Below are 15,112 nucleotides of genomic sequence, written 5' to 3' on the forward strand. Positions count from 1 at the left end.
CATGCAAAAAGGGGACCTTCACGATGCGTTATTTCCTGGCTATACTCATACTATTACTCACAATTACCATCTTGCCAACAGCAATATCCGCCACTCCATCCGTTGCGAATCCCGCAGCTAATGATAAAAAAGCATCCATCATCATCGAAGTGGAAGGTGACCCGGCTGAACATAAAAAGCATCTTGAAGCATATTACCCGTACGTTGATGTGGTTGCTGTATATAACACGCTTTTTAATGGGCTCGCGCTCCAGGCTGCTCCTGAAAGACTGGAAAAAATGGAGTCGCTTGAATTTATCAAAGCTGTCCATCCCGTTACCACATATAAAACTCAACTCGAACCTGCGCTGAAGACAAGCAAAAATTCAGTCATTCCGGCTGCGCTTAACAATACTACATATACCGGAAAAGGGGTACAGGTTGCTGTTATCGATACAGGAATTGACTACAACCATCCGGACCTCATTGAAAGTTACGTCGCCGGCTTCGATTTGGTTGATCTTGATGATGATCCGATGGAAACGACCAAAACACAAGGTATTCCAACCATGCACGGGACACATGTGGCTGGAATAATTGCTGCTGACGGCAAGCTGAAAGGCGTTGCTCCGGATGCGGATATTTATGCGTATCGTGCGCTCGGTCCCGGTGGAACGGGTACGTCTGTCCAGGTGGTTGCCGCATTGGAGCAGGCGGTGGACGATGGTGCGGATATCATTAATCTTTCGCTCGGTAATACGGTGAACGGACCGGATTTTCCGACAAGTGTTGCTGTTAACCGTGCCGTCGAGCTAGGTGTGGCAGTTGTCATCGCGAATGGCAACAATGGTCCGGGGAAATGGACGGTTGGTTCACCGGCAACGGCAACAAATGCCCTTTCCGTCGGTGCATCAGCAAATCCGCAAACAATTCCCTTTCTGTATCATTCACTGGAGGATAAAAAAATCCCGCTTGCATTAATGGCAGGTTCAGAGCCGTGGGACTTTACACGGGATCAGCAAGTTGTCCCGATCGGCAGTGAAAATGTTCGTGGGAAAATTGCACTAATGAAGCGGGGTAAAACTCCCTTTTACGAGAAAGCCAAACGGGCACAGGATGCCGGGGCAGAGGCAGTTCTTATTTATAACAATAAGCCGGGTAATTTTCAGGGTTCCATTGCCAATGGAAAAGAGCCAATCACGATACCTGTTGCCGGTATATCAAAACAATCTGGCGGGTGGCTGGTCCAAAACGCTCAAAACAATACCATCTATATGGAAACAAAGCATCAAAAGACTAAACAAACAATTGCCGATTTCAGCTCGCGTGGTCCTGTCACAGTCAACTGGGATTTGAAACCGGAAGTTACCGCACCGGGCGCGAATATTTTGAGTACTGTTCCGGCCGGTTATCAGGAGCTTCAGGGAACAAGCATGGCCGCTCCGCACGTCACCGGGGCAATGGCGTTGCTCAAAGAGGCGCATCCAGATTGGACAATCGGGCAGCTTACCGGTGCATTAAAAACGACCGCTGCCCGAGTAAATAACCAACAAGGAAAGCCATTTGCTCCAATCGTCCAGGGAATGGGTGAAATTCAGCCAAAAAAAGCAATCCAAACGCCAACAATCATCCAAAACCCATTACTGTCATACGGCAAAATAACTGATTACCGGGAAACGAAAACAATCGAATTAAAAGTTAAAAATACTTCCACCGAAGCCCAAACATACCGCTTCGATATCCCGAAAAAACAAAAGGGGCTTGGCTGGAACCTGCCAATGGAATTTACCATTCCAAAGGGTGAAACAAAAAAAGTCCCTATCGAACTGAGCGTAAACAGTACACTATTAAAGAAAGGAATTCATCAGGGCTGGCTGGCTTTGACTCAGGATAATAAGCGGTACCATCTGCCATATTTGTTTGTTAATGAGTCTGCCAACTATCCAAAAGCGATGGGATTTGAATTTTCCTTAAAGCCTTTTTCCAATGACAATTATGTCTATCATCTCTATTTGACTGATCCAGCAGAACGTGTTGAAGTCAGACTTTATAACCCTGACACACTTATGTATGAACGGACATTTTTAAAAACGGAGGATGTCCAGGTGGGCATGAATGAAGGTTATTTTAAAAAGTCGGAACTTGGCGAACCGGGTAAATATATGGCAATAATTACTGTTTATCTGGAAAATGATACGATTGAAAGCTACCAGACCGAGGTTTATATTCCTTAAATAATTTGTCAAATTTCCGTTCACAGAATCGTCATTAAATAAGGAGGTAATTTCATTTATAATACAATATAGAAACACCTCAATTTCAATATGTCAGCAATCCGATAAAACTACCGAAAATGCTTTCTGAAATCTGTGTAAAATTGCCAGCAGATGGAATTGTATTTTAACTCGCGTACTAATTGACAATGGGGTATGGCTAATGTAAACTTGCTTAGTGTGGAATGATAAGGTTTTCAGTATATACTGATATAATTATGTTCTTTAGTAGAAAACTCCTTATTTATATCAAAATTATTTTACACCAGCAGTGATTTTCCTCACTTCCATTTTTGGCAAAGAATTGGTTTGCCATGAGGACATATCCGACAGATCAAAGCTCTTTTCCACTGAAGGAGCTGCTATTTATGAAAGAACCTAATATGCTCAAAATTACAGGGGAAGAGTCAAATCATGTCGAATTATGAAAGTATGATCACTCGTCAGCGCAAGTGGATGTTCTACCTTCTCGCAATTATAGTACTTGGAGCTGGTTTTACACCGTATCCACGTATTTTCCTCGGACTTTTACTAGGAAGTACCGTAAGCTTTTACAATTTATGGTTGTTGCAAAAGAAGATGGATAGCCTGGGTGAAGCTGTAGTGAGAAAGCAGAAACCAAGGGGTGTAGGTTACTTTGCCAGACTGGCCGCTGTTGCTTTTGCAATAATTATAGCACTCCAATATGAAGCCTATTTTCACTTGTTTGCTGTAATAATCGGATTAATGACATCTTATTTGGTCATTATAATAGATTTTTTGGTGTTTGAATTAAAACGTAATGATTGAAAGCGGGGTGAAAAGTGTGGATCATGAAGCACCAATGTATGAAAATTTATTTGGGATAGCCTGGCTTGATTTCAATATGTCAAATGTGTTGATGATACTAATCTCATCAGCAATTGTATTTGTTCTTTGCCTGTTGGCATCCCGGAAGTTGCAGATGAAGCCTGCAGGTGCACAAAACGTAATGGAGTGGATCATTGACTTTGTCAGGGGAATGATTAACGACACGATGGAGTGGAGAGTAGGAAAGCTGTTCCTTCCATTGGGGCTGACATTAATTACATATATTTTTGTCAGTAACATGCTTGGGGTTATTACAATGGCAACATTCGGGCATGAATTATGGTGGAAATCACCAACTTCAGACCCTGGCGTAACCTTGACTCTATCTCTGATGATTATTCTATTAACCCACTATTATGGAATAAAACTTCGTGGGGGAAAAGCGTATGGCCGAGAGTTCCTGAAACCATTCCCACTGTTTGCACCAATTAAAATAATTGAGGAATTTGCGAACTCCCTGACATTAGGCTTACGACTGTTTGGTAATATTTATGCAGGTGAGGTTCTGCTTGGAATGTTGGCAGGCTTAATGGCATCAGGTGCACTTGGTTTCCTGGGTGGAATAATCCCAATGCTTGCTTGGCAAGGATTCAGTATTTTTGTGGGTGCAATTCAGGCATTTATTTTCACCATCTTAACCATGGTTTACATGGCACACAAAGTAAGTGAAGAACATTAATTATTTTCATCGGGAATTAACCTGTTAAAACAGGATTTCAATTTAGTAAAACCACATATATTTTGAGGAGGAATTTATAATGAGTTTAGGTATTTTAGCAGCTGCAATCGCAGTAGGACTTGGCGCTATCGGTGGAGGTATCGGTAACGGTCTTATTTTCAGTCGTACAGTAGAAGGTATTGCTCGTCAACCAGAATTGAAAGGTCAACTGCAAACTACTGCGTTCATTGGTGTAGGTTTGGTTGAGGTTGTACCGATCATCGCCGTTGTTATCGCATTTATCGCAATGGGTCAATAAAAAACTCGAAAAAGTGGCGGAGAATAACTTCGCCGTTGTTTATGCGGAAAAAGACGTACAAGTCACAAAATAGTTTTAAAACCCATTTATAAATGTGAAAGGAGTGAATTCTGTGCAAGCATTCACTATATATGCTTCAATCGGCGGACTCAACGTTGGAGATATGCTGGTCCAACTGATAACTTTCATCATTTTACTTGTTTTGCTGCGTAAATTTGCATGGGGCCCATTAATGGGAATGATGCAAAAACGTGAAGAATATGTTGCCAGTGAAATTGAAGCAGCTGAGAAAAGCCGTGAAGAAGCTGAACGTGCCTCACAGGAAGCCACAGCTCAATTAAAACAGACAAAACAAGATGCACAAAAGATTATAGAAGATGCAAAGAATGCTGGCGTGAAGCAGCAGGAGGAAATTATCAAATCTGCGCGTAACGAAGCAGAACGCATTAAAGAATCAGCACAAGATGAGATTCAAAACGAAAAAGAAAAAGCAATCCAGGCACTGCAGGATAAAGTGGCATCATTATCCGTGCTGATTGCAAGCAAAGTTATTGAAAAAGAAATCAGTGAACAGGATCAGGAAAAACTGATCGACGAATATATTAAAGAGGTAGGAGAAGAGCGATGAGTGCAGAAGTAGTAGCTAAACGTTATGCAGATGCTCTTTTCCAGCTTGGAAATGAACAGGGAAAAACGGAACAGCTCGCTGAAGAATTCCGCGTTCTGGCAGAAGTTTTTAAGAATGACGATAAATTGATTACATTCCTGAAGCATCCTCGTGTTAATAATGAGAAAAAGAAACAGTTGATTAACGAAGCATTCAAAAGCTTCTCAAATGATGTTGTAAACACATTGAAAATTCTCTTGGATCGTCATCGCATTGATAGCGTTCCATCCATTATTGACCATTTTATCTACTTAATAAATGATGCGAAAGGAATTGCAGAAGCAACCGTATATTCTGTTCGCCAGCTTTCCGACAATGAAATTGAAAAGCTCGAGAAAACATTTGCAAAGCGTTTGAACAAACAATCGATCAAGCTTGAAAATGTTGTCGACCCATCCGTGATTGGTGGCGTTAAACTGCGGGTTGGTAACACAATTTTTGATGGAACTGTTCAAGGAAAACTGCAACGAATCGAACGGAATATCGTAACTGCAAACTAATGAAGATAGGGGTGAAATGGTATGAGCATCAAAGCTGAAGAAATCAGTAGTCTTATAAAGACGCAAATCGAGAACTATGACTCGGAAATTGAAGTTAGTGATGTCGGCACGGTTATCGAAATCGGTGACGGTATCGCACGTGCTCACGGCCTTGACGATATTATGGCCGGAGAACTTGTTGAATTTTCAAACGGTGTTATGGGTATGGCACAAAACCTTGAAGAAAATAATGTTGGTATTATCATCCTTGGCCCATATACAGAAATTAAAGAAGGCGATGAAGTTCGTCGCACAGGCAGAATTATGCAAGTACCAGTTGGTGAGGAGTTGCTTGGACGTGTAGTTAACCCGCTTGGCCAGCCGATTGATGGTAAAGGACCAGCTGAAACTGCAAAGACTCGCCCAATTGAGTCTCCTGCACCAGGCGTAATGGATCGTAAATCAGTTGATGAACCATTACAGACAGGTATTAAAGCGATTGACGCGCTTGTACCTATTGGCCGCGGACAGCGTGAACTTATCATCGGGGACCGTCAGACAGGTAAAACAACTGTAGCGGTTGACACGATCTTAAACCAGAAAGATCAGGATATGATTTGTATTTATGTAGCAATCGGTCAAAAAGAATCAACTGTCAGAGGTACGGTTGAAACGTTCCGCCGTCATGGTGCATTGGATAATACAATCGTGGTATCTGCGGGTGCATCAGACCCTGCACCATTACTATACCTTGCTCCATATGCAGGTGTATCAATGGGTGAAGAATTCATGTACAACGGTAAACACGTATTGGTTGTATATGATGACTTATCCAAACAGGCAGCAGCATACCGTGAACTTTCACTATTACTTCGTCGCCCGCCAGGCCGTGAAGCATTCCCAGGGGATGTATTCTACCTGCACTCACGTCTGTTGGAACGTGCTGCGAAGTTAAGTGATGCTAAAGGCGGCGGTTCGTTAACTGCACTGCCATTTGTTGAAACGCAAGCAGGTGATATCAGTGCGTATATCCCTACAAACGTAATCTCCATCACAGACGGTCAGATTTTCTTGCAATCAGACTTGTTCTTCTCTGGTGTACGTCCAGCGATTAACCCGGGTCTGTCCGTATCCCGTGTTGGTGGATCAGCACAAATTAAAGCGATGAAGAAAGTTGCCGGTACATTACGTCTGGACCTGGCTTCATTCCGTGAACTGGAAGCATTCGCACAGTTTGGCTCAGACCTTGATAAATCAACGAAGGCTAAGCTTGACCGTGGTGCACGTACAGTAGAAGTGTTGAAACAAGGCTTGCACGAACCATTGGCTGTTGAAAAACAGGTAATGATTATATATGCATTAACAAAAGGATTCCTTGATGATGTTCCAGTAGATGATGTAACACGTTTTGAAAGTGAATTCCATCTATGGCTGGATGAAAATCGTAAAGAACTGCTTTCAACAATCCGTGAAACAGGAAAACTGGCGGAAGCAGAAGATATGAACGATGCAGTGGAATCATTTAAGAAAACATTCCTACCATCAGAATAAATAATCAGATTTAAACAGAGTTCTTAAAGGTATATTGGTTGGAACGATTCCGACCTCCGACTTCTTACCTCCGACCTCTGTTACGAAAGGGTGGTGAAAAAGCTTGGCATCACTTAGAGATATTAAAAATCGTATTAATTCGACAACGAAGATGAAACAGATCACGAAAGCGATGGAAATGGTTTCTGCCTCCAAGTTAAATAAGGCAGAACAAAACGCGAAATCGTTTGTTCCATACAGTGAAAAAATGCAGGAAGTAGTATCAGGTATTGCAATGCACAGCAAAAATTCGAATCATCCGATGCTCCAGCACCGCGATGTCAAAAAGACGGGTTATGTTGTCATTACATCTGACCGGGGTTTGGCGGGTGCATTTAACAGCAGTGTACTGCGAAAAGTGTATCAGACGATTAACGAGCGCCATAACTCAACAGATGAATATACAATCGTTGCCATTGGACGAATCGGGTACGAATTTTTCAAAAAACGCAACATGCCTGTAGGTAAAAGTATTATTGGACTGGCTGACCAGACCAGCTTTGCAGATATTAAAAAACTTGCATCGGGAACAGTGCAAATGTTTACTGATGAAGAAGTTGATGAGCTGCATATCTACTACAACCATTTTAAGAGTGTAATTTCGCAAGTTGTTACATCGAAACAAATACTTCCGATTACCAGTATTGAAGGCCAGGCAAGTAAGGGAAGCAGTCAGTATGAATATGAGCCGGATCAGGAACAAATCCTTGAGGTTCTCCTGCCGCAATATGCTGAAAGCTTAATTTACGGAGCACTCTTGGATAGTAAAGCAAGTGAACATGCAGCACGGATGACCGCAATGAGCAGTGCATCTGATAATGCAGAAGAGATTATTGACGACTTGTCATTATCCTATAACCGTGCACGCCAGGCAGCAATCACACAGGAAATTACCGAAATAATTGGTGGAGTAGCAGCACTCGAATAGCTTCTTAAGCCGTACGAAAGTCAGATAGGAGGGAAATCGATGAGCAAAGGACATATTACACAAATCATGGGACCTGTTGTTGACGTTAAATTCGACGAAGGCCAGCTCCCTGATATTTATAACGCATTAACTGTCCAAACAGGTGATGAAGATAATCCAAGTGAACTTACACTTGAAGTCGCGCTTCATCTTGGTGATAATGCTGTACGTACAATCGCAATGTCATCAACTGATGGTATTAAGCGTGGAACGCCAGTACAAGATTTAGGCAGAGCTATTTCAGTACCGGTCGGTGAAGAAACACTCAGCCGGGTTTTCAACGTACTGGGTGAAAATATCGATCTTGACGAACCGTTACCAGAAAGCACACGCAGAGACCCAATTCACCGCCAGCCACCGGAATTTGAAGACCTTACAACAGAAACCGAGATTCTGGAGACTGGAATCAAAGTTGTTGACCTGTTAGCACCATACACAAAAGGTGGTAAAATCGGTTTGTTTGGTGGTGCCGGAGTTGGTAAAACCGTTTTAATTCAGGAACTTATTAATAACGTTGCTCAGGAACATGGCGGTATTTCCGTATTCGCTGGTGTTGGTGAGCGTACACGTGAAGGTAACGACCTGTATTACGAAATGAAAGATTCAGGAGTTATCGAAAAAACAGCGATGGTATTCGGTCAGATGAACGAACCACCAGGTGCACGTATGCGTGTTGCCTTGACAGGTTTGACAATGGCAGAATACTTCCGTGATGAACAAGGTCAGGACGTTCTATTATTTATTGATAACATTTTCCGTTTTACCCAGGCAGGTATGGAGGTTTCCGCGTTGCTTGGCCGTATGCCATCTGCCGTTGGTTATCAGCCAACATTGGCAACTGAAATGGGACAATTACAGGAACGTATTACAACAACAGATAAAGGTTCTGTAACATCAATTCAGGCTATCTATGTACCTGCCGATGACTACACAGACCCTGCACCTGCAACAACATTTGCTCACTTGGACGCAACAACAAACCTTGACCGTTCATTATCAGAGCAAGGTATTTACCCAGCAGTGGATCCATTGGCATCAACATCCCGCGCATTGGACCCGGAAGTTGTTGGCAGTGAACATTATGAAGTAGCACGTGAAGTTCAACAAACACTTCAGAAGTATAAAGAATTGCAGGATATCATTGCAATTCTGGGTATGGATGAACTTTCTGATGAGGATAAAATGACGGTTGCCCGCGCACGCCGTATCCAATTTTTCCTTTCACAAAACTTCCACGTTGCTGAACAGTTTACAGGACAAAAAGGTTCCTATGTACCTGTAAGCGAAACAGTAAAAGGATTCAGAGAGATCCTTGACGGCAAGCATGACGATTTGCCGGAGGATGCATTCCGCTTAGTTGGACGCATCGAAGAAGTAGTAGAAAAAGGAAAAGATATGGAATAATAACGAGGACATAATACTGGATGAAAATATAGCGATATTACGGAATTAGTTTCCGAAGCCCGCTAAGAAAATTTTCATCCAGCTATTTACCTGTCTCGAGGAGGGGTTACATTGAAAACACTAAATGTGAGTGTTGTTACTCCTGATGGTCCAGTATTGGAAGATAGTTTCGATATGGTTAGCTGTAAAGCAGAAAATGGGGAGCTTGGTGTCCTGCCAGGCCACATCCCAATGGTTGCTCCGCTATCAATAAGCGCTGTGCGTCTAAAGCGTGCAAATGATACAGAACTGCTTGCTGTGAATGGAGGATTTTTGGAGGTAACACCAGATAAAGTAACAATTCTTGCTCAATCTGCAGAAAAACCTTCAGATATCAATGTCGATCGCGCCCAAGAAGCAAAAACACGGGCAGAACAACGCCTCCAGACCAAACAGGATGATATCGACTTCCAACGGGCAGAATTAGCACTCAAACGAGCAATGAACCGATTGGATATTGCTCAATAATATATAATGAATGAAAGCGCCCTGGTTTTGTTGTGGGCGCTGGTTCTTGCTGAAAAATCTCTTGTAACGGTATGTTATGAGGGGTTTTTTTGTATGGACATGCCTGGCGACGTGGATATCGGCAGAAGAGGGAAAACATCGGCAGAAGAAGGAAAATATCGGCAGAAGAGGGAAAACATCGGCAGAAGAAGGAAAATATCGGCAGAAGAGGGAAAACATCGGCAGAAGAAGGAAAATATCGGCAGAAGAGGGAAAATATCGGCAGAAGAAGGAAAATATCAGCAGAAGAGGGGAAACATCGACAGAAGAGGGAAAATATCGGCAAAAGAGCAAAAACATCGGCAAAAGAGCAAAAACGTCCGCCCCACAGCACAAACATCAGTCCGGCCCCAAAATCATCCCACTCCACAACAATTATTTTGTCGATATTGCCCGGGAAATGAAAATAATGACCGACATCAAGCAAAGGTGAATCGACATCAACGGTACTTATATTTACACTAGTGTACGCCAGCCCCTCATAGCTCGAAACTATTGACAACAGCCCGCTTACATGGCAAAGTAACAATTAGCGTTTAAGTAAAAACGGTCGCGAAAAAATCACAAAGCAAGGTGTGGAAAACATGACTTCATCAATTGGAATTACAGCACTAATAAGTATGATATCGCATTTAATCTTTATTTATATTACGTGGAGAGTCGTTACAACCGTAAATTTCGATCCGTTAATTAGAAAAGGCCGGGAAACGGAAGCACGCATATTGATTATGTTCATCACAATTGCAATTGGAACCGGCGTCAGCAGATTTTTTCTCGAGTTCCTGCAATGGTCACAGGATCTGATGTTTCTTTTCTAAGCATCAGGAACGCACAGCCTGCAATCCTATAAATCTATCATAAAAATCATGTCGATAAATTAATAGATTTTTACCGTATGATACACGATCTCCCTGTTCATACTATTTATATAGTTGAGCAAGGGGGATTTTTTTATGAGAAGAATTGTACTAATACTTATAATTATTATATTGACTGCAACCAGCACGGCGGCTGGCATAACCAAGAATGAAGAGATGACAGACCTGGCTGCAATGGTAACAGAACACAATCTGGCTATCGACGGATGGCAGGTGACCATCAAAGAACAGATGACTGCAGAAAAAGTTAAGCAGCTGATGGATATTCTCCGGGAAAAAAATAGTCATTTGGTCTCTAGCACAGAAGATGAAAATACTATAAAATATTCTTTTAGTTACGCTCATAAAACGAATGATATGAGCGAAAACTATAATGTTGTCATTCCGAAGAACAAGGCGTATGATGCACAATTTATTGCCGTGATGAAAGGTAATTCCTGGAACGATTCCATTGAAAAAACGTATTTTACCAGGCTCAATTCAATAAAAAGTGCGTTTTTTGGTGAAAATTCTACAAAATTCGCTTGTCTAACAACAACATTAAGTGATAAAATTAAAAGTGTTTATTTTTTTAATAGAGTAAAAGAATTATTGAACTTGAAAAATATACGATCGCAAAATGATACATTGAAACAATCTATGATTAAAGAGATAAAATACGGGTATACACCCATGTGGAATCAAAAATTGAAAATCGGGGATAAGCCCATGAATTTCCAAATGGCAATTAAAAAAAGCCAAAGCGGGAATACAAAACTGACGATAGGAACACCTATCCTGATTACTGAATATTAATATAGTGAAATTGGATTATAAGGAGATTTGAAATATGGAAAAAATCATCGTACGAGGCGGGAACCAGCTTAATGGTACTGTCAAAGTGGAAGGTGCCAAAAATGCAGTGCTGCCGGTTATCACTGCAAGCATTCTCGCAAGCGAAGGTGAAAGTGTCATTACCGACGTTCCTGTCCTTGCTGATGTGTATACAATCAATGAAGTACTACGAAATATGAATGCAGAAGTAAATTTTGAAAATAATACCGTAACAGTTGATGCATCAATGCCAATAAAAACAGAAGCTCCTTTTGAATATGTGCGTAAAATGCGCGCATCTGTACTTGTGTTGGGACCGCTTTTGGCTCGCTATGGGCATGCAAAAGTCGCCATGCCGGGCGGATGTGCTATTGGATCGCGCCCAATCGATTTACATTTAAAAGGTTTCGAAGCGATGGGCGCACGTGTACACGTTGGCAACGGATTTGTGGAAGCAGAAGTAGATGGGCGTCTCCAGGGTGCCAAGATCTATTTGGATATGCCGAGTGTGGGTGCAACAGAAAATATCATGATGGCTGCTGCACTCGCTGAAGGCAAAACCATTATTGAAAACTGTGCAAAAGAGCCTGAAATTGTTGATTTAGCTAATTTCCTTAATAAAATGGGAGCAAAAGTAGTCGGTGCCGGAACCGAAACAATCCGCATTGAAGGTGTCGAAAAGCTTCAAGGCACAGACCATACGATTATTCCGGACCGTGTGGAAACCGGAACATTCATGGTAGCAGCCGCAATAACCGGAGGAAATATTCTGCTTGAAAATGCAGTGAGCGAACATTTACGCTCCGTTATTTCCAAACTGGAAGAAATGGGCGTCACCTTTATTGAAGAAAACAACGGCATTCGTGTGATTGGACCTGATAAATTACAGGCCACCGACATTAAAACCCTCCCACATCCAGGGTTTCCGACCGATATGCAATCACAAATGATGTCATTAATGCTTTGCGCATATGGCACAAGTGTTATAACAGAAACGGTATTCGAAAACCGCTTTATGCATGTCGAAGAATTCCGCCGGATGAATGCCAAAATGAAAATCGAGGGTCGCAGTGTAATCATTGAAGGCCCAACAGACTTGCAGGGAGCTGAAGTCGCTGCAACTGATTTGCGCGCAGCTGCCGCACTTATCCTCGCAGGACTGCGGGCAGAAGGATTCACCCGTGTAACTGATTTAAAACATCTTGACCGCGGATATGTAGACTTTGCCGGCAAATTAGCTGCATTAGGTGCCGACATCGAACGCGTCGATGAAAACGGCGATCCCGTAAATCCATTCGCACAGGAAGTCGCCCTCGAGGACGACAGCATCATCGCCGAACTTTCCTGACAAGTGGATTAATAGTATATGAAACATACAAAACAGGTGTTCCACAGCACCTGTTTTTTGTTTTGGAAAAAAATACGGGTACCATATGCCGGAACACGCCCCCACAAATAGACTGCCGGCTGGTTCTTTTTTCGAAAATGAAGTGCTGGTAATAAATGATGTGATATATCCTGCAAAATGGTAAACGTCAAAGATGAATGCAAAAACGCTAAAGATAAACGCAAAAACGCTAAAGATAAACGCAAAAACGCTAAAGTTTAAAGCAAAATAGTCAAAGTCAACTTAAACATCCGCAATTATATCAATCTATTCCTCTCAACAAACCCAACTAGATGGTCAGGCAAAAACCCCGACAATATCCTACTAATGTATCATTGAATTTCAGATTTCTTATGTTAGAATTGAAAGAAAATTACAAAATTCCGAAAAGGGGACACACTGTGAAACTTTATTTATCTGTAGACATGGAAGGCATAACAGGACTTCCGGACTATACCTATGTCGATTATAAACAACATAACTATGAACGCGCACGGAAAATTATGACCGATGAAACGAATTACGTGATCGATGCCGCGTACAAATCCGGCTGTACGGAAATTCTAGTAAATGACAGCCATTCCAAAATGAATAATATTTTAATAGACCGGCTGCACCCTGATGCACATTTAATTACCGGTGAAGTGAAACCGCTTTCAATGATGCAGGGATTGGACGACACATATGCGGGGGCGATGTTTGTCGGATACCATGCCCGTGCAGGCCAATTTGGCGTGATGTCGCACGCGATGATACATGCGGTAAGGAATTTTTACATAAATGATAATCCAATCGGGGAACTCGGGTTCAACGCGTATGTTGCCGGGCATTTTGGGGTGCCAATTTTAATGGTTGCAGGCGATGATCAGGCGGCAAAAGAAGCTGAGGAGCTGATTCCTAATGTCACGACGGCAGCGGTAAAAGAAACGATTTCCCGCTCATCGGTGAAAAGTCTGACGCCGAAAAATGCAGGAGAACTTCTGACCGAAAAAGTAACGCAGGCGCTGGAGAACCGCTACCATGTAAAACCGCTGACACCGCCTGTGACTCCGACACTTGGAATCGAGTTTAATAATCACGGTCAGGCCGAATGGGCAAACCTCATGCCGGGAACAGAATTAAGACCGGGCACAACAGTAGTGGAATTCAAGGCAAAAGATATTCTCGAAGCCTATCAGGCTATGCTGGTGATGACCGAGCTTGCGATGAATACAACCTTTTCTTCATAGGGTAAGAAAGTATAAATTGTGGCGATATTTAAATGCTGAAAACGGCTCATTCGCCGATTTCTACCAAACCGACTTCTGGCCTCTGACCTCTGGAAAGACGAGGCGGATGCCGAGTTTTTCTTAAAGGAGTGGGGAAGACATGTTTCGATATATTTTAAAACGGTTCACTATTATGGCAGTGACACTATGGATCATCGTTACGCTTACCTTTATTTTGATGGTCACCTTACCAGGATCACCATTGAACGAGGAACGTACGACAACCGAAGCCGTCCAGGAGAACCTGATGGAGCATTATAATTTGGATGAACCGATGTATGTACAATATCTGCTTTATCTTAAATCCGTCGTAACGCTTGATTTTGGTCCGTCGATTAAGCAGCCCAATGATACGGTAAACGACCTGCTTGGCCGGGGCTTCCCGGTTTCATTTGAGCTCGGTATTTATACAATACTCGCTGCTGTCATCTCCGGAATAATTCTTGGTGTGCTGGCAGCATTACGGCATAACGGTTTCATTGATTATTTTGCCATGAGTGTTGCCGTCCTTGGCATATCGATACCCAACTTCGTGTTGGCGACATTATTTATTCAGTCGTTCGCGGTCTGGTTGGATATTCTACCGGCGGCAACGTGGGCGAGTCCAAAACATATGATCATGCCGATTGTGGCACTCGCAACCGGGCCAATGGCAATCATCGCCCGTCTGACTCGGTCGACAATGCTTGAGGTGCTGACCCAGGACTATATAAAAATGGCGCGTGCCAAAGGACTTTCTCCGTGGAAGATCGTTATTAAGCATGCGTTAAAAAATGCGTTAATGCCTGTGGTGACAATTATGGGGACATTACTCGCTGGTATTTTAACCGGAACGTTTGTAATTGAAAAAATCTTTGCCATCCCTGGAATGGGTCAATATTTTATCGAAAGCATCAACCAGCGGGACTACCCGGTCATTATGGGGACAACGGTGTTTTACAGTGCATTTCTCATTGTTACATTGTTTCTGGTCGATATCGCCTATGGAATCCTTGATCCCCGCATCAAAATTCATAAAAAGGGAGGAGAATAACG

The 15,112-nt window shown here is 42.5% G+C and carries 16 protein-coding genes; all 16 read left to right on the forward strand.

All coding sequences use genetic code 11. The annotated features are described in order from the left end of the window. Window positions 1-23 precede the first annotated feature (23 nt). The 16 genes from G6R02_RS01885 (at window position 24) to G6R02_RS01960 (ending at window position 15,110) form a co-directional block, all read left to right on the forward strand. Window positions 24-2,213 (forward strand): S8 family serine peptidase, encoded by a 2,190-nt coding sequence (locus tag G6R02_RS01885; RefSeq protein WP_164667577.1) that lies wholly within the window; start codon window positions 24-26, stop codon window positions 2,211-2,213. A gap of 453 nt (window positions 2,214-2,666) precedes the next feature. Next, entirely contained in the window at window positions 2,667-3,041 is a 375-nt protein-coding gene (locus tag G6R02_RS01890) for an ATP synthase subunit I (protein ID WP_164667578.1), read from the forward strand. A gap of 16 nt (window positions 3,042-3,057) precedes the next feature. Beyond that, entirely contained in the window at window positions 3,058-3,780 is a 723-nt protein-coding gene (atpB, locus tag G6R02_RS01895) for a F0F1 ATP synthase subunit A (RefSeq protein ID WP_164667579.1), read from the forward strand. Window positions 3,781-3,859: 79 nt separating this feature from the next. Then, window positions 3,860-4,078, forward strand: coding sequence for a F0F1 ATP synthase subunit C (gene atpE / locus G6R02_RS01900; RefSeq protein ID WP_164667580.1), 219 nt, complete (start codon window positions 3,860-3,862; stop codon window positions 4,076-4,078). A gap of 112 nt (window positions 4,079-4,190) precedes the next feature. After that, window positions 4,191-4,706, forward strand: a complete 516-nt coding sequence (locus G6R02_RS01905; RefSeq protein WP_164667581.1) for a F0F1 ATP synthase subunit B — start codon at window positions 4,191-4,193, stop codon at window positions 4,704-4,706. Next, window positions 4,703-5,245 carry a F0F1 ATP synthase subunit delta gene (locus G6R02_RS01910; RefSeq protein ID WP_164667582.1) on the forward strand — a complete coding sequence of 181 codons (543 nt, stop codon included), beginning with the start codon at window positions 4,703-4,705 and terminating at the stop codon, window positions 5,243-5,245. Before G6R02_RS01905 ends, G6R02_RS01910 begins: the two co-directional genes overlap by 4 nt. 21 nt (window positions 5,246-5,266) lie before the next feature. After that, window positions 5,267-6,775 carry a F0F1 ATP synthase subunit alpha gene (atpA, locus tag G6R02_RS01915; protein ID WP_164667583.1) on the forward strand — a complete coding sequence of 503 codons (1,509 nt, stop codon included), beginning with the start codon at window positions 5,267-5,269 and terminating at the stop codon, window positions 6,773-6,775. A gap of 103 nt (window positions 6,776-6,878) precedes the next feature. Then, window positions 6,879-7,742 (forward strand): ATP synthase F1 subunit gamma, encoded by an 864-nt coding sequence (atpG, locus tag G6R02_RS01920; RefSeq protein WP_164667584.1) that lies wholly within the window; start codon window positions 6,879-6,881, stop codon window positions 7,740-7,742. A 39-nt stretch (window positions 7,743-7,781) separates the two neighbouring features. Beyond that, window positions 7,782-9,185 carry a F0F1 ATP synthase subunit beta gene (gene atpD, locus G6R02_RS01925; RefSeq protein WP_164667585.1) on the forward strand — a complete coding sequence of 468 codons (1,404 nt, stop codon included), beginning with the start codon at window positions 7,782-7,784 and terminating at the stop codon, window positions 9,183-9,185. Between the two features lie 111 nt (window positions 9,186-9,296). Continuing rightward, window positions 9,297-9,692, forward strand: coding sequence for a F0F1 ATP synthase subunit epsilon (locus G6R02_RS01930; RefSeq protein WP_164667586.1), 396 nt, complete (start codon window positions 9,297-9,299; stop codon window positions 9,690-9,692). Between the two features lie 76 nt (window positions 9,693-9,768). Beyond that, window positions 9,769-10,164: a hypothetical protein gene (locus tag G6R02_RS01935; protein WP_164667587.1), complete on the forward strand. Its 396-nt coding sequence runs from the start codon at window positions 9,769-9,771 to the stop codon at window positions 10,162-10,164. Between the two features lie 151 nt (window positions 10,165-10,315). Beyond that, window positions 10,316-10,549, forward strand: a complete 234-nt coding sequence (locus tag G6R02_RS01940) for a DUF1146 family protein (protein ID WP_164667588.1) — start codon at window positions 10,316-10,318, stop codon at window positions 10,547-10,549. A gap of 135 nt (window positions 10,550-10,684) precedes the next feature. Next, window positions 10,685-11,404 (forward strand): YwmB family TATA-box binding protein, encoded by a 720-nt coding sequence (locus G6R02_RS01945; protein ID WP_164667589.1) that lies wholly within the window; start codon window positions 10,685-10,687, stop codon window positions 11,402-11,404. Window positions 11,405-11,438: 34 nt separating this feature from the next. Next, window positions 11,439-12,770 carry a UDP-N-acetylglucosamine 1-carboxyvinyltransferase gene (murA, locus tag G6R02_RS01950; protein WP_164667590.1) on the forward strand — a complete coding sequence of 444 codons (1,332 nt, stop codon included), beginning with the start codon at window positions 11,439-11,441 and terminating at the stop codon, window positions 12,768-12,770. Between the two features lie 440 nt (window positions 12,771-13,210). Then, a complete protein-coding gene (locus G6R02_RS01955; protein WP_164667591.1) occupies window positions 13,211-14,038 on the forward strand; it encodes a M55 family metallopeptidase in 828 nt (275 codons plus the stop codon). A gap of 139 nt (window positions 14,039-14,177) precedes the next feature. Beyond that, on the forward strand, window positions 14,178-15,110 hold the full coding sequence (locus G6R02_RS01960; protein WP_164667592.1) for an ABC transporter permease: 933 nt from the start codon (window positions 14,178-14,180) through the stop codon (window positions 15,108-15,110). Window positions 15,111-15,112 lie beyond the last annotated feature (2 nt).

It is taken from the genome of Virgibacillus doumboii (assembly GCF_902806455.1).
GTDB lineage: Bacteria > Bacillota > Bacilli > Bacillales > Amphibacillaceae > Lentibacillus > Lentibacillus doumboii.